Origin of the sequence: Metabacillus rhizosphaerae (assembly GCF_037201795.1) — a bacterium.
GTDB lineage: Bacteria > Bacillota > Bacilli > Bacillales > Bacillaceae > Metabacillus > Metabacillus rhizosphaerae.
In genome coordinates this window covers 4,326,221-4,349,249 of record NZ_CP147403.1, presented here as the reverse complement: position 1 = coordinate 4,349,249, position 23,029 = coordinate 4,326,221, and the positions used below count along the sequence as shown (strand labels likewise).

Annotated in this window: 28 protein-coding genes; 23 read left to right on the top strand and 5 right to left on the bottom strand. The window is 34.4% G+C overall.

Annotation, left to right across the window (positions count from 1 at the left end; genetic code table 11):
* Window positions 1-117: 117 nt before the first annotated feature.
* From WCV66_RS21135 to WCV66_RS21125, 3 genes are all read left to right on the top strand, one after another.
* The gene (locus WCV66_RS21135) at window positions 118-495 is read left to right on the top strand and encodes a CrcB family protein (protein WP_338786754.1); all 378 of its coding nucleotides are present in this window, start codon (window positions 118-120) and stop codon (window positions 493-495) included.
* A complete protein-coding gene (gene crcB / locus WCV66_RS21130) occupies window positions 495-854 on the top strand; it encodes a fluoride efflux transporter CrcB (RefSeq protein ID WP_338786753.1) in 360 nt (119 codons plus the stop codon). Before WCV66_RS21135 ends, crcB begins: the two co-directional genes overlap by 1 nt.
* Window positions 855-988: 134 nt before the next feature.
* Window positions 989-3,082 carry an EAL domain-containing protein gene (locus WCV66_RS21125; protein ID WP_338786752.1) on the top strand — a complete coding sequence of 698 codons (2,094 nt, stop codon included), beginning with the start codon at window positions 989-991 and terminating at the stop codon, window positions 3,080-3,082.
* A 155-nt stretch (window positions 3,083-3,237) separates the two neighbouring features.
* Here WCV66_RS21125 and WCV66_RS21120 read toward each other — a convergent pair whose 3' ends face one another.
* The gene (locus tag WCV66_RS21120) at window positions 3,238-4,098 is read right to left on the bottom strand and encodes a metallophosphoesterase (RefSeq protein WP_338786751.1); all 861 of its coding nucleotides are present in this window, start codon (window positions 4,096-4,098) and stop codon (window positions 3,238-3,240) included.
* 406 nt (window positions 4,099-4,504) lie between these two features.
* Between WCV66_RS21120 and fadH the strand changes: the two genes are divergently transcribed.
* The 4 genes from fadH to WCV66_RS21100 all read left to right on the top strand — a co-directional run bounded on the left by fadH (window position 4,505) and on the right by WCV66_RS21100 (window position 8,024).
* A complete protein-coding gene (gene fadH, locus WCV66_RS21115) occupies window positions 4,505-5,269 on the top strand; it encodes a 2,4-dienoyl-CoA reductase (RefSeq protein WP_185654077.1) in 765 nt (254 codons plus the stop codon).
* A 178-nt stretch (window positions 5,270-5,447) separates the two neighbouring features.
* Window positions 5,448-6,665: an EAL-associated domain-containing protein gene (locus WCV66_RS21110; RefSeq protein WP_338786750.1), complete on the top strand. Its 1,218-nt coding sequence runs from the start codon at window positions 5,448-5,450 to the stop codon at window positions 6,663-6,665.
* An 85-nt stretch (window positions 6,666-6,750) separates the two neighbouring features.
* On the top strand, window positions 6,751-6,990 hold the full coding sequence (locus WCV66_RS21105) for a hypothetical protein (protein WP_338786749.1): 240 nt from the start codon (window positions 6,751-6,753) through the stop codon (window positions 6,988-6,990).
* Window positions 6,991-7,262: 272 nt separating this feature from the next.
* The gene (locus WCV66_RS21100) at window positions 7,263-8,024 is read left to right on the top strand and encodes a DUF3993 domain-containing protein (protein ID WP_338786748.1); all 762 of its coding nucleotides are present in this window, start codon (window positions 7,263-7,265) and stop codon (window positions 8,022-8,024) included.
* A gap of 231 nt (window positions 8,025-8,255) precedes the next feature.
* Here WCV66_RS21100 and WCV66_RS21095 read toward each other — a convergent pair whose 3' ends face one another.
* Window positions 8,256-8,498, bottom strand: a complete 243-nt coding sequence (locus WCV66_RS21095) for a glutaredoxin family protein (protein WP_338786747.1) — start codon at window positions 8,496-8,498, stop codon at window positions 8,256-8,258.
* A 176-nt stretch (window positions 8,499-8,674) separates the two neighbouring features.
* The gene (locus WCV66_RS21090) at window positions 8,675-8,950 is read right to left on the bottom strand and encodes an MBL fold metallo-hydrolase (RefSeq protein WP_066330796.1); all 276 of its coding nucleotides are present in this window, start codon (window positions 8,948-8,950) and stop codon (window positions 8,675-8,677) included.
* A gap of 326 nt (window positions 8,951-9,276) precedes the next feature.
* Between WCV66_RS21090 and WCV66_RS21085 the strand changes: the two genes are divergently transcribed.
* From WCV66_RS21085 to WCV66_RS21065, 5 genes are all read left to right on the top strand, one after another.
* On the top strand, window positions 9,277-9,513 hold the full coding sequence (locus tag WCV66_RS21085; protein WP_066330793.1) for a YkuJ family protein: 237 nt from the start codon (window positions 9,277-9,279) through the stop codon (window positions 9,511-9,513).
* Window positions 9,514-9,955: 442 nt separating this feature from the next.
* On the top strand, window positions 9,956-10,474 hold the full coding sequence (locus WCV66_RS21080) for a ribonuclease H-like YkuK family protein (protein ID WP_066330787.1): 519 nt from the start codon (window positions 9,956-9,958) through the stop codon (window positions 10,472-10,474).
* A 73-nt stretch (window positions 10,475-10,547) separates the two neighbouring features.
* The gene (gene abbA / locus WCV66_RS21075; RefSeq protein WP_338786746.1) at window positions 10,548-10,736 is read left to right on the top strand and encodes an antirepressor AbbA; all 189 of its coding nucleotides are present in this window, start codon (window positions 10,548-10,550) and stop codon (window positions 10,734-10,736) included.
* 351 nt (window positions 10,737-11,087) lie between these two features.
* Window positions 11,088-11,534, top strand: a complete 447-nt coding sequence (gene cbpB / locus WCV66_RS21070; RefSeq protein WP_066330783.1) for a cyclic-di-AMP-binding protein CbpB — start codon at window positions 11,088-11,090, stop codon at window positions 11,532-11,534.
* A gap of 158 nt (window positions 11,535-11,692) precedes the next feature.
* A complete protein-coding gene (locus tag WCV66_RS21065; RefSeq protein ID WP_338786745.1) occupies window positions 11,693-13,207 on the top strand; it encodes an MDR family MFS transporter in 1,515 nt (504 codons plus the stop codon).
* 62 nt (window positions 13,208-13,269) lie between these two features.
* On the opposite strand, the gene WCV66_RS21060 is transcribed toward WCV66_RS21065, so the two are convergent.
* On the bottom strand, window positions 13,270-13,638 hold the full coding sequence (locus WCV66_RS21060) for a VOC family protein (RefSeq protein ID WP_338786744.1): 369 nt from the start codon (window positions 13,636-13,638) through the stop codon (window positions 13,270-13,272).
* Window positions 13,639-13,779: 141 nt separating this feature from the next.
* Between WCV66_RS21060 and WCV66_RS21055 the strand changes: the two genes are divergently transcribed.
* The 4 genes from WCV66_RS21055 (at window position 13,780) to WCV66_RS21040 (ending at window position 17,294) form a co-directional block, all read left to right on the top strand.
* Window positions 13,780-14,646: a LysR family transcriptional regulator gene (locus WCV66_RS21055; RefSeq protein WP_338786743.1), complete on the top strand. Its 867-nt coding sequence runs from the start codon at window positions 13,780-13,782 to the stop codon at window positions 14,644-14,646.
* 110 nt (window positions 14,647-14,756) lie between these two features.
* A complete protein-coding gene (gene dapD, locus WCV66_RS21050) occupies window positions 14,757-15,467 on the top strand; it encodes a 2,3,4,5-tetrahydropyridine-2,6-dicarboxylate N-acetyltransferase (RefSeq protein ID WP_066330773.1) in 711 nt (236 codons plus the stop codon).
* Between the two features lie 51 nt (window positions 15,468-15,518).
* A complete protein-coding gene (locus WCV66_RS21045) occupies window positions 15,519-16,649 on the top strand; it encodes an N-acetyldiaminopimelate deacetylase (RefSeq protein WP_066330763.1) in 1,131 nt (376 codons plus the stop codon).
* 399 nt (window positions 16,650-17,048) lie between these two features.
* Window positions 17,049-17,294 carry a YkuS family protein gene (locus WCV66_RS21040; protein ID WP_066330760.1) on the top strand — a complete coding sequence of 82 codons (246 nt, stop codon included), beginning with the start codon at window positions 17,049-17,051 and terminating at the stop codon, window positions 17,292-17,294.
* Between the two features lie 79 nt (window positions 17,295-17,373).
* Here the strand turns inward: WCV66_RS21040 and WCV66_RS21035 are convergent, their stop codons facing one another.
* Window positions 17,374-18,210, bottom strand: a complete 837-nt coding sequence (locus WCV66_RS21035; protein ID WP_185653103.1) for a mechanosensitive ion channel family protein — start codon at window positions 18,208-18,210, stop codon at window positions 17,374-17,376.
* Window positions 18,211-18,592: 382 nt separating this feature from the next.
* Between WCV66_RS21035 and WCV66_RS21030 the strand changes: the two genes are divergently transcribed.
* The 7 genes from WCV66_RS21030 to moaD all read left to right on the top strand — a co-directional run bounded on the left by WCV66_RS21030 (window position 18,593) and on the right by moaD (window position 23,028).
* The gene (locus tag WCV66_RS21030) at window positions 18,593-19,135 is read left to right on the top strand and encodes a peroxiredoxin (protein ID WP_066330753.1); all 543 of its coding nucleotides are present in this window, start codon (window positions 18,593-18,595) and stop codon (window positions 19,133-19,135) included.
* Window positions 19,136-19,291: 156 nt separating this feature from the next.
* Window positions 19,292-19,747 carry a TlpA family protein disulfide reductase gene (locus tag WCV66_RS21025; protein WP_066330750.1) on the top strand — a complete coding sequence of 152 codons (456 nt, stop codon included), beginning with the start codon at window positions 19,292-19,294 and terminating at the stop codon, window positions 19,745-19,747.
* A 164-nt stretch (window positions 19,748-19,911) separates the two neighbouring features.
* Entirely contained in the window at window positions 19,912-20,544 is a 633-nt protein-coding gene (locus WCV66_RS21020) for a molybdenum cofactor guanylyltransferase (protein ID WP_338786742.1), read from the top strand.
* 18 nt (window positions 20,545-20,562) lie between these two features.
* On the top strand, window positions 20,563-21,843 hold the full coding sequence (glp, locus tag WCV66_RS21015; RefSeq protein ID WP_338786741.1) for a gephyrin-like molybdotransferase Glp: 1,281 nt from the start codon (window positions 20,563-20,565) through the stop codon (window positions 21,841-21,843).
* Window positions 21,822-22,334: a molybdopterin-guanine dinucleotide biosynthesis protein B gene (gene mobB, locus WCV66_RS21010; protein WP_338786740.1), complete on the top strand. Its 513-nt coding sequence runs from the start codon at window positions 21,822-21,824 to the stop codon at window positions 22,332-22,334. The genes glp and mobB overlap by 22 nt, the downstream gene beginning before the upstream one ends.
* Window positions 22,327-22,791 (top strand): molybdenum cofactor biosynthesis protein MoaE, encoded by a 465-nt coding sequence (locus WCV66_RS21005; protein ID WP_338786739.1) that lies wholly within the window; start codon window positions 22,327-22,329, stop codon window positions 22,789-22,791. The genes mobB and WCV66_RS21005 overlap by 8 nt, the downstream gene beginning before the upstream one ends.
* Before the next feature lie 3 nt (window positions 22,792-22,794).
* Window positions 22,795-23,028, top strand: coding sequence for a molybdopterin converting factor subunit 1 (moaD, locus tag WCV66_RS21000; protein WP_066330730.1), 234 nt, complete (start codon window positions 22,795-22,797; stop codon window positions 23,026-23,028).
* Window position 23,029: the final 1 nt, after the last annotated feature.

Here is a 23,029-nt window from a genome sequence, read left to right as displayed (position 1 = left end):
AATAGCAACAATGTTTTTTATAAACAGTCTTATTAATTTTACATATTGAAAAATATCGTGACTTTGAGATAATCATAAAAGATTTATCATTGTGTTAAGGAAATGAGGAAGTTAAGAATGATGAAAAAATTGATCAATAGCTTTTATGTTGCAATTGGTGGAGCTTGCGGATCTTTATTGAGATATATCATTTCTTTTGTACATCAATTTGGGCCTTTTTCTACTTTATTTGTAAACATTTTAGGAAGTTTTTTACTCGGTTTTATAACCGCCTTTTTAATAGAACGAAAAGAAAAGGAATGGTTAAAGTTACTGCTCGGTACAGGTTTTTGTGGAGGGTTTACGACGATGTCAACTTTTTGCTTAGAATTTACTATTTTACCGGTGGAACAAGCAGCTATTTATATGTTTTGCTCCATAATATTAAGTCTTCTTTTTGCCATGCTTGGTATGAAGATTGCTACTGGTATTCTCACAAGAATGGGGTTTGAGTAATGGTTAGTGTACTTTTAGGTGGTGCTGTAGGTGCTGTCGTAAGATATTTAGCGGGGGAGTTATTGCAAACAGTAACTAAAAAAGTGAAGTTACCACTTTCAATTATTATCATTAATATAATCGGCTCACTTTTGCTTGGTTTTTGTGTAACAACATTAAACAATGATCAAATTTTATTATTTTTTGCTACAGGCTTTTGTGGGGGATTTACAACTTTTTCAACATTTAGTGTTGAGGCAGTTCAACTCATTCAAAAAAAACAATATCTATTATTTCTTTTATATATTTTATTAACGATAAGCGGAGGCATTCTAGGTATTTTTATTGGGAAACTACTTGCTACTTTATCACATTCTTAATAGAAGTTAACTCCACACCTCAATAAATCTCGTTATATTAATTCTTATGATTTGAATCTTTCTTTGTGATACTATAATAAGCATAAAATATGTTACTAAAATATAAATTGGAGAAAGACATAGGATATAGAAGGATGGACAATTTTCTTAACTTAATAAAAAAAGATTTTCATAATGATAAAAAGTTTACTGAAATTGAATCATTCATTTTTGAGATTATTCTTAAGCATATTAAAGATTTAATTTTTATTATGAAGGTAGAAAATGATGATTCGTTCACGTATTTGTTTGTGAATGATATTGGGATCCAACATGCAAAGTTTGGATCTAAGTACAGTGGGAAAACATTTTATGATCTGCAGCCAAAAGAGATTGCCGATCATCTACATGAAAAGTACTCTATTGTACGTGAGCAAAAACAGCCTTATTCTTTTCAGGATAAATTGGAAGTTGTAAAAGATACGTTTACTTACGGTGAAACGATTCTAACACCGATCTTAAATGAGAAAGAAGAAGTTGTTTATATTATAGGTGTAACAAGAGATATTACAGAGCGAATGAATGAAAAAGCTTTGCTAGTTGAAAGTCAGCAAATGTATAAATCACTTGTCGATCATAATATGGATGCGGTCTTTTCACTAGATTTAGAAGGACAAATACGATCTGTAAATCCATCAGCCATTTCTATGATGAATGTTGAAAATAGCTTAATTGGCTTAAGTATCTTTGATTTATTTCAGCATGAATTCCAAAGCGTTCTTAACAAATCATTTGACCAAACAGTTAAGGGCATAGCTTCAGAAGGAGAAACGAGCCTATTATTAGCTAAAAAAAATATGAATGTTCATTACAAAACAGTACCTATTATTACAAATGAAGAGGTAAGCGGTATCTTTTTACTTCTTAGAGATATAACAGAAAAGGCAAAGCAAGCAACTGTAATTGAGCATATGGCATATCATGATCCACTAACGGGTTTATTAAATCGAAGTGCGCTAAAAATAGATTTAAAAGAATTACTTGCTCTTAGTAAACAAAACAATCAGCCATTAGTCTTAATGTTTATGGATTTAGATCGTTTCAAAATGTTGAATGATACGCTTGGGCATAACAGTGGAGATAAGCTATTAATTGAGGTTAGTAAAAGACTTGAACAAATCAATCACCAAAATTTTAATGTGTATAGATATGGTGGTGATGAGTTCATTGTTGTATTACAGAATACTAGCCGTAATGGTGCTGAATGTGTAGCTGAGCAGATGATTCGGATGTTTAAGGAGCCCTTTTATATAAATGAAATTCTCTATTTTATTTCATTAAGTATTGGCATTAGTATTTTTCCGGATGATAGTGAAACCGAAGATGTCTTAATAACTATGGCAGACAAGGCGTTATATTATGTGAAGCAAAGGAGTCGAGCAGACTATCAGTTTTATGCACAAGAAATGGAAAATAACACAAATGAGCTACTTTTGATAGAAACAGCTCTACGGAGAGCAGTTGAGCATGATGAACTTGTTTTGTATTATCAGCCGCAAATTGAACTAGCTTCAGGTGAGATTGTAAGCTATGAGGCCTTACTAAGATGGAAACACCCTGAACTTGGGATCATGTCACCTTCAAAGTTTATTCCAATTGCTGAAGAATCAGGACTAATTATTCCAATAGGTGAATGGGTGATAGAGGAAGTTTGTAAGCAACTTTGGAAATGGAATGAAGCTGGTGTTTCGGAAACAATTGTGGCCATAAATCTATCGGCAAAACAATTCCAGCAGCCACACCTAGTGGATATGATCGAATCCTTATTTAACACTTATTCAATTACCCCCGCACATATTGAGTTTGAAATTACTGAGGGTGCATTACAAAATGCTGAGGAAGCATTAGTGATGATACAGAGACTTAAAAATTTAGGAGTCATGATTTCTGTTGATGATTTTGGTACAGGCTTTTCTTCACTCATGTATTTAAAGCAGTTCCCAATTGATTCCTTGAAAATAGATCAATCATTTATTAAAGATGTACTGAATGACAAAAAGGATGAAGCAATTGTAACGACGATTTTGCATCTTGCATATCATTTAGATCTCTCTGTTGTTGCAGAAGGTATTGAAACACAAGAACAGCTTGAGTTTCTTTCAAGGATGAAATGTCAAAAAGGGCAAGGTTATTTATTTAGCAAACCGGTCCATCCTGAAGTTTTAAATAGGGAAAATCAAAAAAGCTGACTGTGTGTCAGCTTTCTTGAACTTAATGTGGCAGACGTGAGTTTTGGATTCATATGTTCAGCTAGTTTTATTCTATCCTTAATGATGTTCGACTTTATTCAATTCAAATTTGCACTTGAATTGAATAAGATGAGTTTTTTTCTATGACTGATAAATCACTCAGAATAAAGCGTGAATTGTGATATTTCAGGAACGGAAAAAAATCTAAACGGGAGTCTTGTCGTTCCTAAGCCACGATTCACATATAGCTTCATTTCATCCACATCATACATACCCTCTGGATAAACGGAAGCATACGGAGGTGTAATAAGAGGTCCATAAAATGGAACCTGTATTTGTCCACCATGACTATGTCCAGATAACTGGAAATCCACATTGAATCTCTTAGCTTCTAATGCTGCATCTGGTTCATGCGCTAATAAGATGTTGAAGAGATCTTTGTTTAAATTGCCAAGTGTACCTTCATAACTGGGTTTCCCCAACATTAAATCATCAATACCTGCAACTCCGATTTTACTACCATCAATCATCGAAACATTTGTTACTTCGTTTTGTAAAAGGGTAAAGCCTGACATGTTAATGACATTTTTGTAAATCTCAGTTCCATAACCACCATGATCATGATTTCCATAAACTGCGTATTTTCCAAAGGGAGCATTTAATTTTCCTAGGATAGGGACTATTTTATTAATTTCTGTATATTGGTTTGGTTCATCCATCAGATCACCTGTGAAAAATAAAAGGTCAGGAGAAAGAGTGTTAATATTTTTTACAATTGTCTCTAACCTGTCTAATGTAAAGAAACTACTTAAATGAGTATCGCTAAACTGGACAATTTTAAAACCATTAAACGCATTTGGAATTTTTTTATGTATGATCGAAAATTTTGTAATATCTAATAAGGATGGTTCAATATATCGAGCATATGTATAACCGCCAGCTGCAGTAAAAATGCCAGCAAAGGAAAAGGAAAGAAGACCTTTTAAAAAAGATCTTCTTGAATATTGTTTTGTCATGATTACCAACCATTCTCCATAGTTTTATCTAAGAATTGAGTATCTCTCAATTTTGTTATTTTAGGCTCTGTTATACTTGGTTGTTGATTTACGTTTTGGAGTTCGCTTTCCACGGGCGGTTCAGGAACCTCCTCGGTGCTTTGCACTTGCATGAGTCTCACATATCCACTCCAATCAACAAAGTGCAAAAATCAATAGTGATCTTTAACAAAGCCTTATTTTATTAATATTAAGTACAACCTACTTTAAAATGTACTAGTATTGGTATAAGTATATCACGGTTTAAATTAAGACTTCTATTTAAAATCGGAACTGTCATTTAATTGACTTTTTGTTAATAGAATAAAGTGATAAAATATGGTAAAATAAAAATGAATGGTCATTCATTTAGGCAGGGGGTATTATGGTGAAGGATAAAGTCATCATTGTTACTGGTGGATCAAATGGGATGGGGAAAGGAATGGCAAAACGTTTTGCCGCTGATGGAGCAAAGGTTGTTATTCTCGGTAGAACATTAGAAAAGCTAGAAGCAGCCAAAAAAGAAATTGAGTTGTATGAAGGACAAGTATACCATTATCAACTGGATGTTCGTGATGATGAAAAAGTCTCTGAAATGATAACTTTTGTCGATGAAAAATTTGGTAGAATTGATGCTCTTGTAAATAATGCCGCTGGGAATTTTATTTGTCCAGCTGAAAATCTATCGAATAATGGGTGGAGGTCAGTCATTGATATTGTGTTAAATGGGACATTTTATTGCAGTTCTGCAGTTGGAAAGTACTGGATTGAAAAACAAATGAAGGGTGCCATTTTGAATATGGTTGCTACATACGCCTGGAATGCAGGTGCGGGAGTAATCCACTCAGCTGCTGCAAAAGCTGGTGTTTTGTCTATGACTAGAACCTTAGCAGTTGAATGGGGGAGAAAATATGGTATTAGAGTAAATGCTATAGCACCAGGGCCTATTGAGAGGACTGGTGGAGCTGAAAAATTATGGGAGTCAGAGAAAGCTGCAAAAAGAACTCTTAATAGTGTACCACTTGGACGACTTGGTACACCTGAAGAAATTGCCGCGCTTGCCGCATTTCTTTTATCAAAGGATGCTGCTTATATCAATGGAGAATGTATCACGATGGATGGTGGACAATGGTTGAATCAATTTCCTTTTTAATATACAGATAAGAAATGGGTTCGCTGCCTGTTTCTTTTTTATGGAGAAAAATGCTAAGAATTTTTGAGAAGATAAGTAGTTAATCGTTTGTGAGGAAACGTAGTTTTATCCAACTTAACATGCCTATTTTATGGTATAATCATACATACTCTATATAGATATAGGTGAGGGGATTGCAATGGATCCATTAGATGTATTGACGAATTTAGATAAGGTTATACCATATTACCAAGCAATTTTCAGTGCGGATGAACAACGAGTAATCGGCTATGAAGTGTTAGGAAGAATCGAGGATAATGGAAAAATTCACAGTTTAGGACCATTTTTTCAAGATGAAAATGTTCCAGATGAATATCGGATTGAAATTGACGACTATATAGTACATACTGCGATTGATGAATTTTTAATGTTGAGGGACCCTGAACTTCTGCTTTTTATTAATCGCGACGCAAATTTACTGATGATTGATCATGGTGAAAGCTTCCTTCAAATATTATTAGAAATGCAAGATTCTGGATTAAAACTAAAGCAAATAGTTCTTGAAATTACCGAGCATAATTTTAAAGGTGATACGGAACAATTATATCACCTTTTAACATATTACAGAACATACGGAATAAAAATTGCGATTGATAATATTGGAAAGGCAAGTAGCAACTTAGATCGAATTGGTATGCTGTCTCCGGATATTTTAAAAATTGATTTACAGCCATTAAGATTAACATCACCTTCCCAATCTTATTATGATGTACTTTATTCAATTTCAATTTTAGCGAGAAAAATTGGTGCTACCCTTTTATATGAGGATGTAGAAGTTAATTTTCAGCTACAATATGCATGGAAAAATGGTGGTAGGTATTATCAAGGGTATTTTTTAGATAAGCCAAAGAGTCATTTTATTAATCGAGATGAATGTAAAGACAGGTTGAAACAAGAATTTCAATATTATATTTCTGCTGAAAAAAAGAAGCTTGAAAGACTTTATCATTTTACAGAAAACTTCCATCAAAGAATTCATCAGCTTTTATCGAAAATAGGAAAGCAATATGACGATTATAATCAATTGCTGAAGGAACTTTCCATTCAATTAGATGATTGCTGTTTTAGAATCTATATATGTGATGAGGATGGCTTCCAGCAATCGGTGAATATTTATAAAAAAAATGGCTGGGAAATTCAACCCCAATACTATTTGAATAATTGGAGCTGGCGTCCGTATTTTTTAGCAAATATTATGAAGATGCGCTTTAATAAAAAGGGCTTTCTAAGTGATGTGTATAGTGATATTGAAAAAGGAGATTTGATCCGTACCTTTTCGTATCCATTAAACAAGGATCATTATCTTTTTATAGATTTATCCTATGAGTTTTTATATGACCAAGAGGGTTTACTTTAATATTTAGAAGAAAATCGGTAAAGTAAACCAAAAGCATATTTGCAGTTTTTTGAGTCATCCTATAAATAAAAGGGGTGACACGAAGATGAGCTATTTTACGATGGTTCTTGGTGTAATTGCTTTATTGGTTTTAGCTACAAGTTTAATCTATACATTTAGGGTAGGAAGGCTTGTTAGTGTGAGGAAATCAAATTTGGATACACAAATTAATGAGAAAATTCAAGATCATCCATATATGCGTAACCCAGTTTTTTTTGCATATGTAATCGCAGGATTAGTTTCATTAGCCTATATTTTTTATTTAGCCTATTCGATTTCTTGGTAACAGCGGACATGTCCGCTGTTTTTTGTTGCTTAAAAAGAATATTTATACAACTAATTTTTAAGAATTTGAAACAACACAGATTAGTAAATCGTCTTATTGGGTAGATAAATAATAGATAACTGGATGGAGAATTTCTGGAACCTACAAATATTGTCGCTTTTTTAGATTATTTTACGAACGGTTGCTCAGCATTTTATTGAAAATAATTGTTAAAATGAATAAAGATGAAGAAATGGTTGTCCTAAGTTGTAAATAAAGAAAGGATGAGTTCTTTGAGACAAAATCGATTGCTCTGTTGTATTGTCCTTTTTATTGGCATTTTTCCATTTTCTCAACAAACATTAGCTGAAAAACTTGAAGGATTATCTCGAGATGAGGTACTGATTTACCTCCAAAATGCATTTGATGCACAAATCTCACTAACTGAAAAAATTAGGTCAAAACAGGAAATCGAACAAATTTTATCAACTTATTTCGAGGATGAATTGATTGAAAAATATATAAATGAAAATGTTCATCCGCTAGATGGTCAATTTATCGTGTATGGAACAGACTTCCCAATCTATACAATTCCTTTTTTTACGTATGGTGTAAAAACGAAAGTAATAGAACAAGGAGATGAGCGTATCATCTATGAATTTTTCCCTGCTTCTATAGAAGGACCAGTTGGATATGATGACCATTATGAAGTAGTGAAAATGCATAAAACAAATGAAGGCTGGAAGATATATTCGATTGAAAATGAAACAAATGAACCTGTTTTGATAGAAGATCAAAAAACTCCAATTGATGACATAGTGGAGAATGATGTAATACAAACGACAAGTACAGAACATCAATTAAGAAATAAGAATACAAGCAATCAATTAAAGATATTAAATCAGTTTGATATAGAAAATACAGTAACATTTTTTAATCAGTATATTAAAGAATTAAAAAGCATATCTTTTTTTAGCTGGTATTACATGCAAACTAAAAATGTTTCAAATGAATATAAAATGATGGAGAATGATGAATTTTCTAGTTCTTTTTAAATTGCTTAACAAAAAATAAAGTCAAATAAAATAAATTTTTAAAAATAAATACTAAAAACAGTTGACATTGAAACTGATAATCATTATCATTATAAATGAGAAAGATAATCAATTAAGTTCTTGTTCATAAGGAATTTGATTAGTCATAAAACTCTCGATTTTCCCCAAACCCCTTTTAATAGAACAGAAAAAGCTTGGCTGGTCACCAAGCTTTTTTCTGCATTTTTTTCCTTATTCTCGAAGGTCTAAAAGCTCTTCAAGCTTTTTTAAATCAAAGCCTGCCACAACTTGATCATCGACAGTAATTGTAGGAGTTGAGGTTGATAGAAGCTCATTAACTAATTTATCGCGAGCATCTGTATCAACGCTGATGTCTTTCTCAATATATGAAACGTTGTGATGATTTAAAAATTGTTTCACAACTTGGCAGGGTGGACATCTTGGTTGTGAATAGACTATGACTACTTTTTTCATTAAGAACTCTCTCCCAACATCTATTTATTTGTAAATGTTATCTCAAACGCTAAGGTCCACAATAATCTTGCCTACCTTTATGAATAATTGGCTAGTCCCCCATAGCACAAACTGCTAAGTCAATAGGTAACATATCATAAAGATGAGTATCTTTTGAAATAGTTTGCTTACTGAGCTCAATAAAACATGTTAACTACTATACTGCTTTGGTTAAATCTTGCTGGACGCGTCCTATATTTTGTTTTTTTTAGAAGAACGACTAATTTAGCATTTTGACATTTTTCTAAAAGTAATCTTTCGCAACCGGCATGATCTAATTGAATATGTGTTACAATAATAAAGGCTATTTTCTCTAAGGGAATGTTGAACGCTGCTAAACCTTCTATTATATTTGATATAGAGGGATTTGCTGATGATTCAAAGAGGATATTCTGTTCTTCTAAAAAGACCATAGCTACTTGTTCAACCTTGCATTTCTAATACGAAGCAACCAATAATTGATTTTCTTTCATCAACATTATGTATGCCTTCGTTAACCTCATTAACTAGTGTATTCTTTAATGTTTTGACATAGAAGATTACATTTTACAGTTAAACAAGGATGATTGTGGGAATTCCTTTGGTAATCCCATCATACATAGTGTAAAATTGATAAGGCACAAAGTAAAGATACAGATTATTGAATCGTTGTTTAGTGGATAAAATGTATGGTAGAGTAAGACAATATTAAATATTAGGAATCAGTTATACGTTAACTCTTCCGGAAGGGGGATATCTAGTGTCACAACTATTAGGTATTATTACAAGACTACAAAATTTACAAGAAAATGCGGGTTCTGGTGAACCTTTACAACGTTTTTTCGAAGTTGAAGGAGAAAAGCGTTGCAGTGTAAAATACTTCGATAAGAGCAACACGTTCGAATTAGAGGTTTATCAAAAAGGAGATAAACCTCAATCATATCAATTTGACAATATTGATATGATCGCAATGGAAATCTTTGATCTACTTCAATAGTTGAAATTTCCATCAGTGGATTTTATTGATGATTAGTTGAACTTATCGGACATTTACTGGCAGTTTTCATAATAGAAAAACCAATTATGATCCAAACTAAGGTTAAGTAAGGAATTACTGCCAGTTAATGTGTGTTAAGGAGGCAATATGAGAAAAGAACCAACAGTTATTTGCCCGGTTTGTCAAGATCAGCAGCCACTGACCAAATCATTAACAGCACAATCTAATCAAAATGTTATCTTTACGTGCGCTCGCTGCCATGAAACGATACCAAACATTGAGACGAGTAAGGGAGAATAGTCATGCCTACAGGTATGACTATTTTTTTATGCATTAATGTTCATATTTCAGTTTGTATAAGGCATATATTTTAAAAGGAGGCTTTAGATGTTGTTGAAAGCTCATTCGGAATCCAAAGAGACTATTGACGAGGAGATGTGACATGAACGAATCATTCACCTTTTATAATGTCTCAGAAAAACAAATGTCTTTCCAAACAGTAATTGAGCGTATAAAAGGATTTATGCTTAAAGATCCACGTTCGGAGTATGTACTATCAATTGGTTCGGATTCACATGTTCATCAAAATGAGACAAAATTTATTACAGCTATACATCTTCATCGCATCGGAAAAGGAGCATGGGGCTGTTTAAAGACGTATAGTGTAAAACGCCCAATAGTTAGTGTTCGTGAAAAAATCTCAATGGAAACTGCACTAAGTCAAGAAGTGGCTTATTCATTTACTACGAAATATTTAGTTGATTTAACAGACGTCTTAATCCCATTTGCTGATGAAGGTGCCGATTTATTATTTGAAATCCATCTCGATATTGGACGTAAGGGAATAACAAAGGAATTAATTCAAGAAATGACTGGAAGAATTGAAGCAATGGGGGTTGAAGCAAAAATTAAACCTGAGTCTTATACTGCATTTAGCTATGCAAATCGTTATACAAAGTAGATTTTCACCAATGAAAATTGATGTAGAAAATAAAATATTCACGATAAATTGAATTATGCAGTAGGGGGTTAGTATGGAAACGACATTGAAAAAACTAACATCTGAAGATCAAAAATTATTAGTAGAAATTTTAATTCGTCAACAATATGCAATTGAAATTGTAAGTAGTGAATTAAATGATATTGAAGTAGGGGTTAAGAGCACAGATGAAGTAACATACAATCGCTTGGTCTCCCTTTACGAATTGCTGAGAATAAAATAAAAAGACTACATAAAGAGTGAGAAATACAAAAAATTTCTTCTAAAAAAGTTTAACAAGATACTCATAAAGGGTATCATTTTTTTATACATTCAAATTGTGATCTTAATTTTTATACATAAGAAAAAGTTCACTTTATAAAAGCATGCGGACTTGTCAAGTCTGTCTAATTAAGTCTATATTCTATACAAAAGGGACAGTTGCACGTTTGAAACTGTCCCTTTTGTATAGAATGAGTTGCTTTTTAAGGGAAATACATGCAATCTATATGTTATGATAGAATAGGATATTTCAAGACCTCTTTAAACAGTAAGCGGGCTTAGACAAAGTTTTTTAGAGAGGAAGAACAAAATGATGATACGTATAGAAACCACTGATTTTAAGGATGTAAAGGTTCAAGATTTAATGATTCCAGCGGATAAAGTTGCTCATGTTCAACTTGGCAATAATTTAGAGCATGCACTACTTGTCCTAACAAAAACAGGCTATACAGCCATCCCAGTTTTGGACCCAACCTTTAAGCTACATGGCTTAATTGGTATGAATTTAATTATGGATAATATTTTTGGACTAGAACGGATTGAATTCGAAAAGTTGGAAAATATGAAGGTTGAAGAGGTTATGAATACTGACATCCCTAGACTCTATTTAGATGACAACTTAGAAAAGGGACTTGATCTTGTTGTGAATCATTCGTTTGTATGTGTTCAAAATGAAGAAAATCTCTTTGAGGGGATATTTACAAGAAGAGCAATATTAAAACAATTAAAAAATCATAAGAATAACTTAAACAAAAGTTGATAACAAGTAAGTTTTTTAGAAACGGTGTAAATGGAAAGCAGTATTCATTGCATCGTTTTCTTTTCGAGTGCATATTATCTTTAAATTGTATTACATCTTTATACTAATACTATTGAAAAGTATTAAATTTCAAGGTTTTTTAAGGCGGTGTATTTGCAATGGGACAGGCAATGGTACATAAAGATTCAAAGGTGAGGTCAAGTAAAACCAAAAGACCATATGTACTAGCTACAGTCATGCTTGCGATGTTTATGGCAGCAATTGAAGCTACTATTGTTGCAACAGCTATGCCTGCTGTTGTTGCTGAGTTAGGAGATTTTTCATTATATAGTTGGGTATTTTCTTCTTACCTTTTGATGAATGCAGTAACAGTACTGATTTATGGTAAATTATCTGATTTATTTGGCAGAAAGCCTGTATTAACAATTGGTATCATAATTTTTTTAATAGGGTCTATTCTTTGTGGTCTTGCTTCAACTATGGAGTGGCTCATTGTCGCGCGGTTTGTCCAAGGATTTGGTGCAGGTGCAGTTATGCCAATCGCATCCACAATTGTTGGTGATATATACACAAAAGAGGAACGAGCAAAAATACAAGGATATTTATCAAGTGTTTGGGGGATTTCAGCCATTATGGGTCCAGCTATCGGAGGACTGCTTGTCGAGTTTGTTAGCTGGAGATTTGTTTTTTGGATCAACATCCCGTTAGGAATTCTTGCAATCATAGGTTTATATCTGTTTCTCCATGAGGAAATTGAAAAAAGAAAGCCACAAATTGATTATATCGGAGCGATTCTCCTTACATTATCAGTAACGTTATTTATGTTTATTCTCGTTGAAGGTGGAGTCCGATATGAATGGGTATCAATGCCAATCTTTTTATTAGGTGGTTTAGCTCTGTTTAGCTTAATTGGATTTGTTTTATATGAGCGAAAGGTAGAGGAACCAATGATGCCTTTTGAACTCTGGAGTGAACGGTCGATTTTAATTGCAAACCTTACCTCATTAACAACTGGTGTAATATTAATCGGCCTTTCAACCTTTTTACCTACTTTTGTACAAGGTGTTATGGAGGAAAAACCAATCGTAGCAGGCTTAACATTAACAACAATGTCAATTGGTTGGCCTATTGCCGCAATGATATCAGGACGATCTATCTTATCAATAGGTTTTCGAACGACCTCTATATTAGGTGGAATATCATTAATTTGCGGAAGTATTATCTTTGTCATGCTCTCAGGAAGCGATAGCCCACTTTTTGCTGCTTCTGGTTCATTTTTAATTGGGGTTGGAATGGGCTTAACCACAACAGCTTTTATTGTATCAATACAAAGTACAGTCGCTTGGAATAAAAGAGGTGTGGCAACAGCAACAAATATGTTTATGAGAAATGTCGGGAGTACAATTGGTGCAGCATTACTAGGAGGTATCTTAAACAGCAGGCTTCTTAGCTATTTATCAAGTCATGATGCTGGTGAAGAAATGAACCTGGATTCTGCAACAACCTTACTTAATAATAGCGAGCGTAGTAGTTTAAATGATGAATCAAGGCAGCTGCTCAAGCAGGGTCTTGAGTATGCATTGCATGATGTTTATTGGGTTGTTTTTAGTTTTGCACTATTAAGTTTTATACTGATTCTGTTTTTACCGAAGAAAGAAAAGGCTGATATATAAAATTAGCCTTTTTTCTTTGAGATTAAACTGTAAGGATTGATTCTCTGATGGAAGTTACATTTTTATATATATTCTAGAAATTCAATTCGATTAAAAAAAGGATCGAAGCATGAAAAACGGCTTACTCCTGGAATAGGTATTTCTTCTTTTATAGTAACATTGTTTTCTTCTAAATAGCGTCTAGTTGCTTCAATATCACTTACGATAAAGGCTGGATGACGTTTGCTTTTTGACTTTTCTATTTTTTCAACCCCAATATGGACAGATATTGTACCAGCCTTACACCAAAAACCACCATTTTTCTTTAAGTTTTCAGGCTTTTCGATTTCAGTGAATTGGAGCAGATCAAGATAAAAGTGACGTGCGATTGACTCCTCACCAATGGGGACACAAATCTGAATATGGTCTAGCCCAATGATTTCTATACTCATGAAAATCCCTCCCATTTTTGAACATTATTATTTACAAAACAAACCTTTATCCTTATCATACATTGTAAAAGGTCATAAAAAAATTAATAAAAATTATATAAAGCATATAAGTAAAACTTATTAAAAAGCAGGTGTATAGGTATGCAAACGTCCGAACTTCGTATGTTGGTCATTTTATCAGAGGAAATGAATATGAGAAAAGCGTCTGAACGTTTATTTGTTTCGCAGCCAGCTTTATCACAGCGCTTACAAACAATAGAGAAATCATGGGGATTCCAAATTTTTATTCGCTCACAAAAGGGTCTTACATTAACACCGGCGGGAGAAAAGGTTATTTCATTTGCTCGTGAGGTTGTAAATAAAGAAGAAATGCTTAGAGAACAAATTTCTGAATTAGAGGGTGAGGTACATGGAACATTAAAGCTTGCTGTTGCATCAATTATAGGTCAGCATTGGTTGCCAGAAGTACTAAAAAAATATGTTAATAAATATCCTCATGCAAAAATATCACTAATTACGGGGTGGAGTAGCGAAATTTTAAAAAGTATGTTTGAAGATCATGTTCATATTGGAATAATCAGAGGAAATCCAGAATGGAAAGGGATTAAAGAACACCTTCTCACTGACACACTATACTTAGTCGATACTGAGATTAGTAAAATAGAGGATGTTTTACATACAGAAAGGCCATTTATTCAATTTAAAAGTGACTCAACCTATTATCAAGAAATTCAAGACTGGTGGCATAATCAATTCCAAACTTCCCCAAAGCGGACAATTGTTGTTGATCAAATTGAAACGTGTAAACAAATGGCGTTCAATGGGATAGGCTATGCGATCTTACCTTCTGTAACATTAAAGGAGGATGAACAAGATGTTTTCAAAATTCCATTACTTGATGAGAATAACAAACCGATAGAACGAGATACTTGGCTACTTGGAATTGAATCGTCGTTTGAATTGAAACAGGTTAAAGCATTTTTAGACATTGTCAAAGAGCATAAATAGATATTAGGATTAATATGTTTAAAAATTCTAAAATTCATTGCTTGTCAAGTGTATGATCCTTTGATACAGTAAGGAATGATTAATATTTAGTATAAGGAGGAAACATACATATGAAAATGATGGATGCAAATGAGATTATCTCATTTATACAAAACAGTACAAAATCTACACCTGTAAAGGTTTATGTAAAAGGAAACCTAGAAGGTATTAACTTTGGAGAGTCAGCACAAACGTTTATAACAGGGAACTCTGGTGTAGTGTTTGGTGAGTGGGCTGAAATTCAAGATGCAATTGAAACGAATAAAGCAATGATCGAAGATTATGTGGTTGAAAATGATCGTCGTAATTCTGCGATTCCATTACTTGACCTTAAAAATATAAAAGCACGCATTGAGCCTGGTGCGATTATTCGTGATCAAGTTGAAATTGGGGATAATGCAGTTATTATGATGGGTGCTTCAATTAATATTGGTTCAGTAATTGGCGAAGGTACAATGATTGATATGAATGCTACTCTTGGTGGACGAGCTACAGTTGGTAAGAATTGTCACGTTGGTGCTGGATCTGTTTTAGCTGGCGTAATTGAGCCACCTTCTGCAAAACCTGTTGTAATCGAAGATGATGTAATGATTGGTGCTAACGTAGTAGTTCTTGAAGGAGTTACAGTAGGTAAAGGTGCTGTAGTAGGTGCAGGTTCAATTGTTACGAAAGATGTAGAACCTTATACAGTTGTTTATGGAGCACCGGCACGAAAAATTAAAGATATTGATGATAAAACAAAATCAAAAACAGAAATTATGCAAGAGTTAAGACAACTATAATACCAAAGGCGTGGATGGAAATCCACGCCTTCTGTATACGGCGGTGATAGTATGATAAAAGAAAAACTAGGTCAAATTCGTCGAGATCTTCATCGAATACCTGAAATTGGGTTTCAAGAATTTAAAACACAACAATATTTATTAAATGTCTTAAGCCAATTTCCTAATGAAAGAATTGAAATCAAGACGTGGAAAACAGGAATATTTGTTTTAGTGAACGGGATAAATCCAACGAAAACGATTGGGTATCGAGCTGATATTGATGGATTGCCAATTACAGAGGAAACAGACTATGATTTTCAATCAGAGCACCCTGGATACATGCATGCATGCGGACATGATTTTCACATGACTATTGCTTTAGGAATTCTATCTCACTTTGTTGAAAATCCAGTTGATGATCATGTTTTGTTTTTATTTCAGCCAGCTGAAGAAGGTCCTGGTGGTGCGGAGCCAATGCTAAATAGTGAGGTCGCCAAAGATTGGAAACCTGACATCGTTACAGCCCTTCATATATCACCAGAACTTCCTGTTGGGACTGTTGCGACTAAACCAGGTTTACTTTTCGCCAATACATCTGAATTATTTATTGACCTTAAAGGGAAAGGTGGTCATGCAGCATATCCACATACAACGAATGATATGGTTGTTGCGGCATGTTCGCTTGTCACCCAGCTCCAAACAGTTGTAGCGCGAAATGTAGACCCACTTGATAGTGCAGTCATTACAATTGGAAAAATTACGGGTGGAACCGTTCAAAATATCATTGCAGAGAATGCTAGACTAGAAGGAACAATTCGAACTCTGTCAGTACAATCAATGGATAAAGTGAAAGAGCGAATTGAAGCGCTAGTTAGAGGTGTTGAGATCGGCTACTCATGTAAAGCGACGATTGATTATGGTTCTATGTATCACCAAGTTTTTAATGAAGAGACGTTAACAATGGAATTTATGGAATTCATTTCTGCGAATACTGATTTCACTGTTCAAGAATGTAAAGAAGCAATGACTGGAGAAGATTTCGGTTATATGGTTGAGCAAATTCCTGGCTTTATGTTTTGGCTTGGCGTTGATTCTTCATACGGTCTACATCATGCAAAGTTAATGCCTGATGAAGAAGCTATACATGTAGCTGTCGAATTGATGAGTAAGTATATAACATTTAAGGCAACTCAAAAATAAAGGCTCTTTTCTAAGAGGTACTTTTAAAACAAGGCTCTTTTCTAAAAGATTGTTGTTTTTGAGCAAAACTGATTAGGGTGATTGGAACGGATATGCGAGACTCCTGTGGGAGTAGCGGGACAGATGAGACCCCGCAGGCGCTTCGCGCTGAGGAGGCTCATCGCCCGCCCCACGGAAAGCGAGCATCCTCTCGCTGCAATCAACCAACCCAATACTATTTTAAAAGCAACAAAGTTTGCAAAACAGCCTAAAACAAAAACTAATTCAGGTTGATTAGAGCGGAAATCAACCACACCGCATTACTTGGTAAATTGCAACAAAGTTTGCGAAAACAGCCATAATAAATGATGTATATATTATCCATCCATGTACACAATACATGTAGGAGGTGGATAAACAATGCCAAAAATCGGTGTAGAACAATCTTTATCTGACGTAACAGCTGCCCTGCAACAAAAAGGCTATGATGTTGTCCAATTAAACAATGAAAGTGATGCACAAGGTTGTGACTGTTGTGTAATTACTGGACAAGATGCAAATGTGATGGGTATTAGCAATGCAGTGACTGCTGGATCAGTTATTTCAGCAAGTGGCTTATCGGCTGATGAAATTTGCCAACAAGTTGAAAGCAAAATAAATCGCTAAGCTGCATAAGAAAAAGAGCACCTAGGAGTGCTCTTTTCGCTTTTTATTAGTACTTGTTAGCTAATGTCTAGTGCGTTTATTATTGACTTTTTTTCTCAACATAGACTTGATGTGGAAAGGGAATTTCTATTCCATTTGCCTCTAAAGCTTCCTTCATTGCCTTGCGAAGGTTTCGTTCAACCTCCCATTGCTTCATGTTTTCCGTTTTTGCAAGAACGCGAATGACGACATCTGATGCTCCAAGTGCTTGTACACCAAGTACATTTGGACCATCGACAATACTCGCATCAACTGCCGCAAATTTATCGCAAACAGCCTGCAAAACCGCAATTGCCTGATCAATGTCATCATCATATGATATCCCTATATCAACTAGAGCTCTCATGTTACCTCTTGAATGGTTACTTACATTTGTAATTTCCCTGTTTGGTACATAATGAAGTGTTCCATCAAAGCCTCTTATTTGTGTTGTTCGAAGACCAACCTGCTCGACAATTCCATCAAAACCAGCTATTGTGACATAGTCTTCAACATCGATTTGCTTTTCTAATAAAAGGAAAAAGCCTGTTACCACATCGCTAACTAGACCCTGTGCACCAAACCCGATCGCAAGTCCAATAACTCCAGCACCTGCTAATAAGGCTGTAGCATCATAATTAAAGACTTCAAATACCATCACAACAAACATAAAGATAAGTACATAAGACAAAATGTTCAACGATAAGCTTTGAAGTGTTAAGGCTCGACCAGCTGATATGTTATCACGCTCTTGTATACGTTGAAACATTTTTTTTACAATTCTGCTTCCTACTGCCTTTACAATTAAAAAGGCTATGATAATTCCTACTAACTTTAAAATGATAATTCCAGCATTAGTTAAAAGGTATGACCAATCTATGCCTTCAAGAAGACCCATATACAACATCCTTTCTTACTTAAGAGTTCCTTCAAAAATATCTTCAATATTTCTAAAGAAAGCCCCATTTTATATACCCTTTATCTAATAGGTTAAACATAAAATAGACAAAAATGAAGGGAATTGACTTATTATAAGTATAAGCGCAAAATCTCAAAGTAAATTAATTGAATTTAACATAGAGGATAGGGAATAATGTATTTTGTTAAAGAGAATTTTGAAAGTGTACATTTTTAAAATTACTATTATCTAATATTGACTGAAAAGGATGCTTGTCCTATAATGGTCACTGTATTAGACAAGAAAAATTTGTCTCAAGAATCAATCATTTATTCTCAATTAGAAACCCTGAAACTTGAAAAAACATTTGGAGGGATACATAATGGCAGAACGTATGGTAGGAAAACAAGCACCACGCTTTGAAATGGAAGCAGTATTTGCAAACAAAGAATTTGGTAAGGTAAGTTTAGAAGAAAACATGAAAAATGACAAATGGACAGTACTATTCTTCTATCCAATGGACTTCACATTCGTTTGTCCTACTGAAATTACTGCATTATCAGATCGTTATGACGAATTTGAGGATTTGGATGCAGAAGTAATCGGTGTATCTACAGATACAATTCACACTCATTTAGCTTGGATCAAAACAGATCGTAAAGACAATGGTTTAGGAGATTTAAAATATCCATTAGCTGCTGACACAAACCATACCGTTTCTCGCGATTATGGTGTTTTAATTGAAGAAGAAGGAATTGCCCTTCGTGGTTTATTTATTATTAATCCAGAAGGTGAATTACAATATTCAGTAGTTAATCACAATAATATCGGTCGTGACGTAGACGAAACACTTCGTGTACTTCAAGCGCTTCAAACTGGTGGACTTTGCCCAGCGAACTGGAAACCTGGACAAGCTACACTATAAAAAGTAGCATACAACAATTATTAGAAAGAGGCTGGCAAAAGAGAATGTCAGCCCCTTTTTTAAATGTATTTATTTTTAAAATCTAGCAGTAGCGCCAAGTCACCTCAAATGGTAAGACAGGGCGTTGCCGCTTTTTTGAAATATGGAGGGAAGACTATGAAATTACGTGAGCCAATGCCAGAGTTAACAGGTGCTACTGAATGGTTAAATGGTGAGGTTACAAGAGAGCAATTAATTGGAGAGAAGCCTACTCTAATTCATTTCTGGTCAATTAGCTGTCATTTATGTAAAGAAGCAATGCCGCAAGTGAACGAATTCCGTGATCAGTATAAAGATAAATTAAATGTTGTTGCTGTTCATATGCCTCGTTCTGAAGATGATTTAAATATTGATGAAATTAAAAAAGTTGCAGCTGAGCATAATATCAGTCAACCAATCTTTGTTGACAGTGAGCATAAGTTTACCGATTCATTAGAAAATCAATATGTACCCGCTTACTATGTTTTTGATAAAGAAGGAAAGCTTCGTCACTTTCAGGCTGGTGGAAGTGGAATGAAGATGCTAGAAAAGCGTGTGAATCGTGTTTTATCTGAGCTTGAAAACGCTGAATAAATAATGATGTAGTGGATGATTGAAAAAGTCGGTTGCCAATTTAAGGTAACTGGCTTTTTTGCAATACATCGCATTTGTCAGTCCGGTTCGGAACTATTGTGTAAATTGTCACATCTTCAAATGCTAATAAAAGGTAAAATAAAAGTAAAAGGGTGGATGCGAATTTGTATGAAACAGTTGGTGTGTTATTAGCGGGGGGAGAATCTTCAAGATTTGGTCAGCCTAAGGCATTTGCAAAATACAGAGGGAGATCGTTTTGGGAACATTCATATGAAGTGTTGAAAGCTGAAACAGATCAGCAATTAATCATTAGTAGAACTGATTTAGTAGACAGAATGAAAGAAACAGCAACCTGTCAGGTAATTAAGGATAATGTTGAAGTAAAAGGTAAAGGGCCTTTAGCTGGTATTTATACAGCGATGAACCATGAAAAAGCCGTATGGTATTTTATCTTATCTTGTGATGTTCCTTTAATAACGAAGCACCTAATTCGTAGCTTGCTTGACTTGAGACATCCGACTATTAAAGCAGTTATTCCCAAAGTGAACGGGAAGCTCCATCCGTTAATAGGTGTTTATCATCATTCTGTTTTTCCGTTTGTTGAAAAGCAGTTGACTAAACAAGAGTACAAAATCGTATCTCTCCTTGATAAAATCGAAGTTTTGTATGTATCTGAAAAAGAAATTGGTGTTGATAGGAATATTTTCAGTAACATTAATTCACAAGAAGATTACAAACAGCTACTAACTAATGATAAAATATCAGAATCTAAACTAATAGATCTAGATTACCAATGATAAGACCGGAGTGATTGGATGGTAGAGAAAAGAAAACCATTAGCTGTTAAGGAAGCAATTGAGAGAGTATTAAAGTATTCGGTACATGGAGAAAGTGAACATGTTGATTTGCAACAAAGTTACGGAAGGTTTTTAGCTGTTGATATTATTGCAGATCATCCTGTTCCTCCCTTTGACCGCTCACCATATGATGGATTTGCAATCCGTTCAATTGATACAAAATATGCTAGCACAGATCATCCTGTTGATTTTGAAGTCATCGACGAGATTGGCGCAGGGAGTGTTAGTGAGTTTACTATTGGGGAAATGCAAGCTGTGCGAATTATGACTGGTGCACAAATACCAAGTGGTTGTGATGCTGTTGTGATGCTAGAGTTAACCAAAGTATTTCAAAAGGCTGGTCGTGATTATATGTCTTTGAAAAGGTCCTTCAATAAAGGAGATAATATTTCTTTTAAAGGCGAGGATACACAATATGGCAATATATTAGTGAAAAAAGGGGCATATATCTCACCAGGCATTATTGCCCTGCTTGCGACCTTTGGATATGCGAAAGTAGCAGTTGTGAAAAAACCACAAATAGGAATTATTGCAACGGGTAGTGAGCTGCTAGATGTGGATGAACCACTAGTACCTGGGAAGATAAGAAATAGTAATTCATATATGATTGATGCACAAGCAAGGAGAAGTGGTGCAGAACCTGTTTATTTAGGAAAGCTTGTAGATGATCTTGAAAAATGCTATGAAGCAGTAAAAGTCGCATTGGAAAACGTTGATTTTCTAATCACTACAGGTGGTGTATCTGTAGGTGATTTTGATTATTTGCCAGAAATATATAAACGATTAGGTGCCAATGTATTATTTAATAAAGTAGCGATGCGCCCTGGCAGTGTTACAACAGTTGCTGAGGTGAACGGTAAATTATTGTTTGGTCTTTCAGGTAACCCATCAGCTTGCTTTGTTGGATTTGAGTTATTTGTTAGACCGATCATTCGAACGTTTCTAAATTCTGAACGTGCTCATCTCCAGAGAGTTACTGCTATTTTAGAAGAGGACTTTTTAAAGCCTAATCCATTTACTCGCTTTGTTAGAGGGCGGATTTCATTAACCGCTGGGAAAGTGGTCGCTTCTCCTATTGGATTAGACAAATCAAATGTTGTTACATCACTTGCTGATGCAAATGCATTTATCGTATTACCTGGTGGAACTAGGGGATATAAGACGGGGGATAATATAGATGTTTTGCTAATTGATGATCAAACAGGAAGTGAATTCTCATGGGCAGAGTCATTCAAGTAGTTGGTTATCAAAATAGTGGAAAAACAACCTTTGTTGTTGAATACATTCAAGTAGCTGACAAACGAGGTCTAAAAGTAGGCACGATTAAACATCATGGCCATCAAGGTTCAGTTAAGATTGATGATTACAAAAAAGACTCAGGGCTGCATCGTCATGCTGGTGCTCAAGTATCTGTTGTTGAAGGAAATGGTTCCTTTGTAATGACTTCTGAAAAAATGTCTTTGACACTCAAGCAGTTGGTTTTCATGTATCGTCAGTTCCAATTAGATATCATAGTTATTGAAGGGTACAAGTCAGCAGATTATCCAAAGGTTGTGCTAATAAGATCAATTGAAGATTTGTCTATCCTTTATAGTCTCGAGAATATCTGTTGTGTCATTACAAGTATTGAACTTCCTATTGATATAACAAAAAAATATAAAATCTTTAATAATACGAAAGATAGTATTGAGTGGTTATTAACAAATAAAGTAGGTGAACTCATTGAATGAGTCTTTGTTTGAGATCGTAAAAGGTCCAATTTCAATTGAAAAAATAACGAATAAGGTTATTCGAAATGAAGCAGGTGCTATTACCACCTTTGTTGGAACTGTTCGGGAATTTACATACGGAAAACGAACAATATCTTTAGAATACCAAGCATATGAAAAAATGGCTGTGAAAATGCTAGAGCAGATTGGTAATGAAATAAATGACAAGTGGAATGGAGCAAAGGTTGCCATATCCCATAGAATAGGCAAATTAGAAATCTCAGAAATTGCTGTTGTTATTGCAGTATCAACACCACATCGGAAAGATGCATATGAAGCAAACGAATATGCGATTGAACGAATTAAACAAATCGTTCCAATCTGGAAAAAAGAAGTATGGGAAGATGGAGAATCATGGATTGGTGATCAACTAGAAAAAACATACTATCCAGAAGGGAAACCAATTAAGGGGGTGTAACGAATGATTAAAGTATTATTGTTTGCTCATTTACAGGAAAAAGCAGGTCGGGATATATTACAAATCGAGGACTCATCTTTAACAGTAAAAGAATTAAAGAAAATGATGGAAACAAATTATGAGTTGGGCTCTTTAGAACACGTTATGGTTGCTGTAAATGAAGAATATGCACTTGATCAAGATACCATTCAACCAGGTGATGTTGTCGCATTGATACCCCCAGTTAGTGGTGGGTGAT

Coding starts and splice junctions, on each gene's coding strand:
- WCV66_RS21135 (WP_338786754.1), top strand. CDS start 118: ATGATGAAAAAATTGATCAATAGCTTTTATGTTGCAATTGGTGGAGCT.
- crcB (WP_338786753.1), top strand. CDS start 495: ATGGTTAGTGTACTTTTAGGTGGTGCTGTAGGTGCTGTCGTAAGATAT.
- WCV66_RS21125 (WP_338786752.1), top strand. CDS start 989: ATGGACAATTTTCTTAACTTAATAAAAAAAGATTTTCATAATGATAAA.
- WCV66_RS21120 (WP_338786751.1), bottom strand. CDS start 4,098: ATGACAAAACAATATTCAAGAAGATCTTTTTTAAAAGGTCTTCTTTCC.
- WCV66_RS21110 (WP_338786750.1), top strand. CDS start 5,448: ATGGATCCATTAGATGTATTGACGAATTTAGATAAGGTTATACCATAT.
- WCV66_RS21105 (WP_338786749.1), top strand. CDS start 6,751: ATGAGCTATTTTACGATGGTTCTTGGTGTAATTGCTTTATTGGTTTTA.
- WCV66_RS21095 (WP_338786747.1), bottom strand. CDS start 8,498: ATGAAAAAAGTAGTCATAGTCTATTCACAACCAAGATGTCCACCCTGC.
- WCV66_RS21090 (WP_066330796.1), bottom strand. CDS start 8,950: ATGGTCTTTTTAGAAGAACAGAATATCCTCTTTGAATCATCAGCAAAT.
- WCV66_RS21080 (WP_066330787.1), top strand. CDS start 9,956: ATGAACGAATCATTCACCTTTTATAATGTCTCAGAAAAACAAATGTCT.
- abbA (WP_338786746.1), top strand. CDS start 10,548: ATGGAAACGACATTGAAAAAACTAACATCTGAAGATCAAAAATTATTA.
- cbpB (WP_066330783.1), top strand. CDS start 11,088: ATGATACGTATAGAAACCACTGATTTTAAGGATGTAAAGGTTCAAGAT.
- WCV66_RS21065 (WP_338786745.1), top strand. CDS start 11,693: ATGGGACAGGCAATGGTACATAAAGATTCAAAGGTGAGGTCAAGTAAA.
- WCV66_RS21060 (WP_338786744.1), bottom strand. CDS start 13,638: ATGAGTATAGAAATCATTGGGCTAGACCATATTCAGATTTGTGTCCCC.
- WCV66_RS21055 (WP_338786743.1), top strand. CDS start 13,780: ATGCAAACGTCCGAACTTCGTATGTTGGTCATTTTATCAGAGGAAATG.
- dapD (WP_066330773.1), top strand. CDS start 14,757: ATGAAAATGATGGATGCAAATGAGATTATCTCATTTATACAAAACAGT.
- WCV66_RS21045 (WP_066330763.1), top strand. CDS start 15,519: ATGATAAAAGAAAAACTAGGTCAAATTCGTCGAGATCTTCATCGAATA.
- WCV66_RS21040 (WP_066330760.1), top strand. CDS start 17,049: ATGCCAAAAATCGGTGTAGAACAATCTTTATCTGACGTAACAGCTGCC.
- WCV66_RS21035 (WP_185653103.1), bottom strand. CDS start 18,210: ATGGGTCTTCTTGAAGGCATAGATTGGTCATACCTTTTAACTAATGCT.
- WCV66_RS21030 (WP_066330753.1), top strand. CDS start 18,593: ATGGCAGAACGTATGGTAGGAAAACAAGCACCACGCTTTGAAATGGAA.
- WCV66_RS21025 (WP_066330750.1), top strand. CDS start 19,292: ATGAAATTACGTGAGCCAATGCCAGAGTTAACAGGTGCTACTGAATGG.
- glp (WP_338786741.1), top strand. CDS start 20,563: ATGGTAGAGAAAAGAAAACCATTAGCTGTTAAGGAAGCAATTGAGAGA.
- mobB (WP_338786740.1), top strand. CDS start 21,822: ATGGGCAGAGTCATTCAAGTAGTTGGTTATCAAAATAGTGGAAAAACA.
- moaD (WP_066330730.1), top strand. CDS start 22,795: ATGATTAAAGTATTATTGTTTGCTCATTTACAGGAAAAAGCAGGTCGG.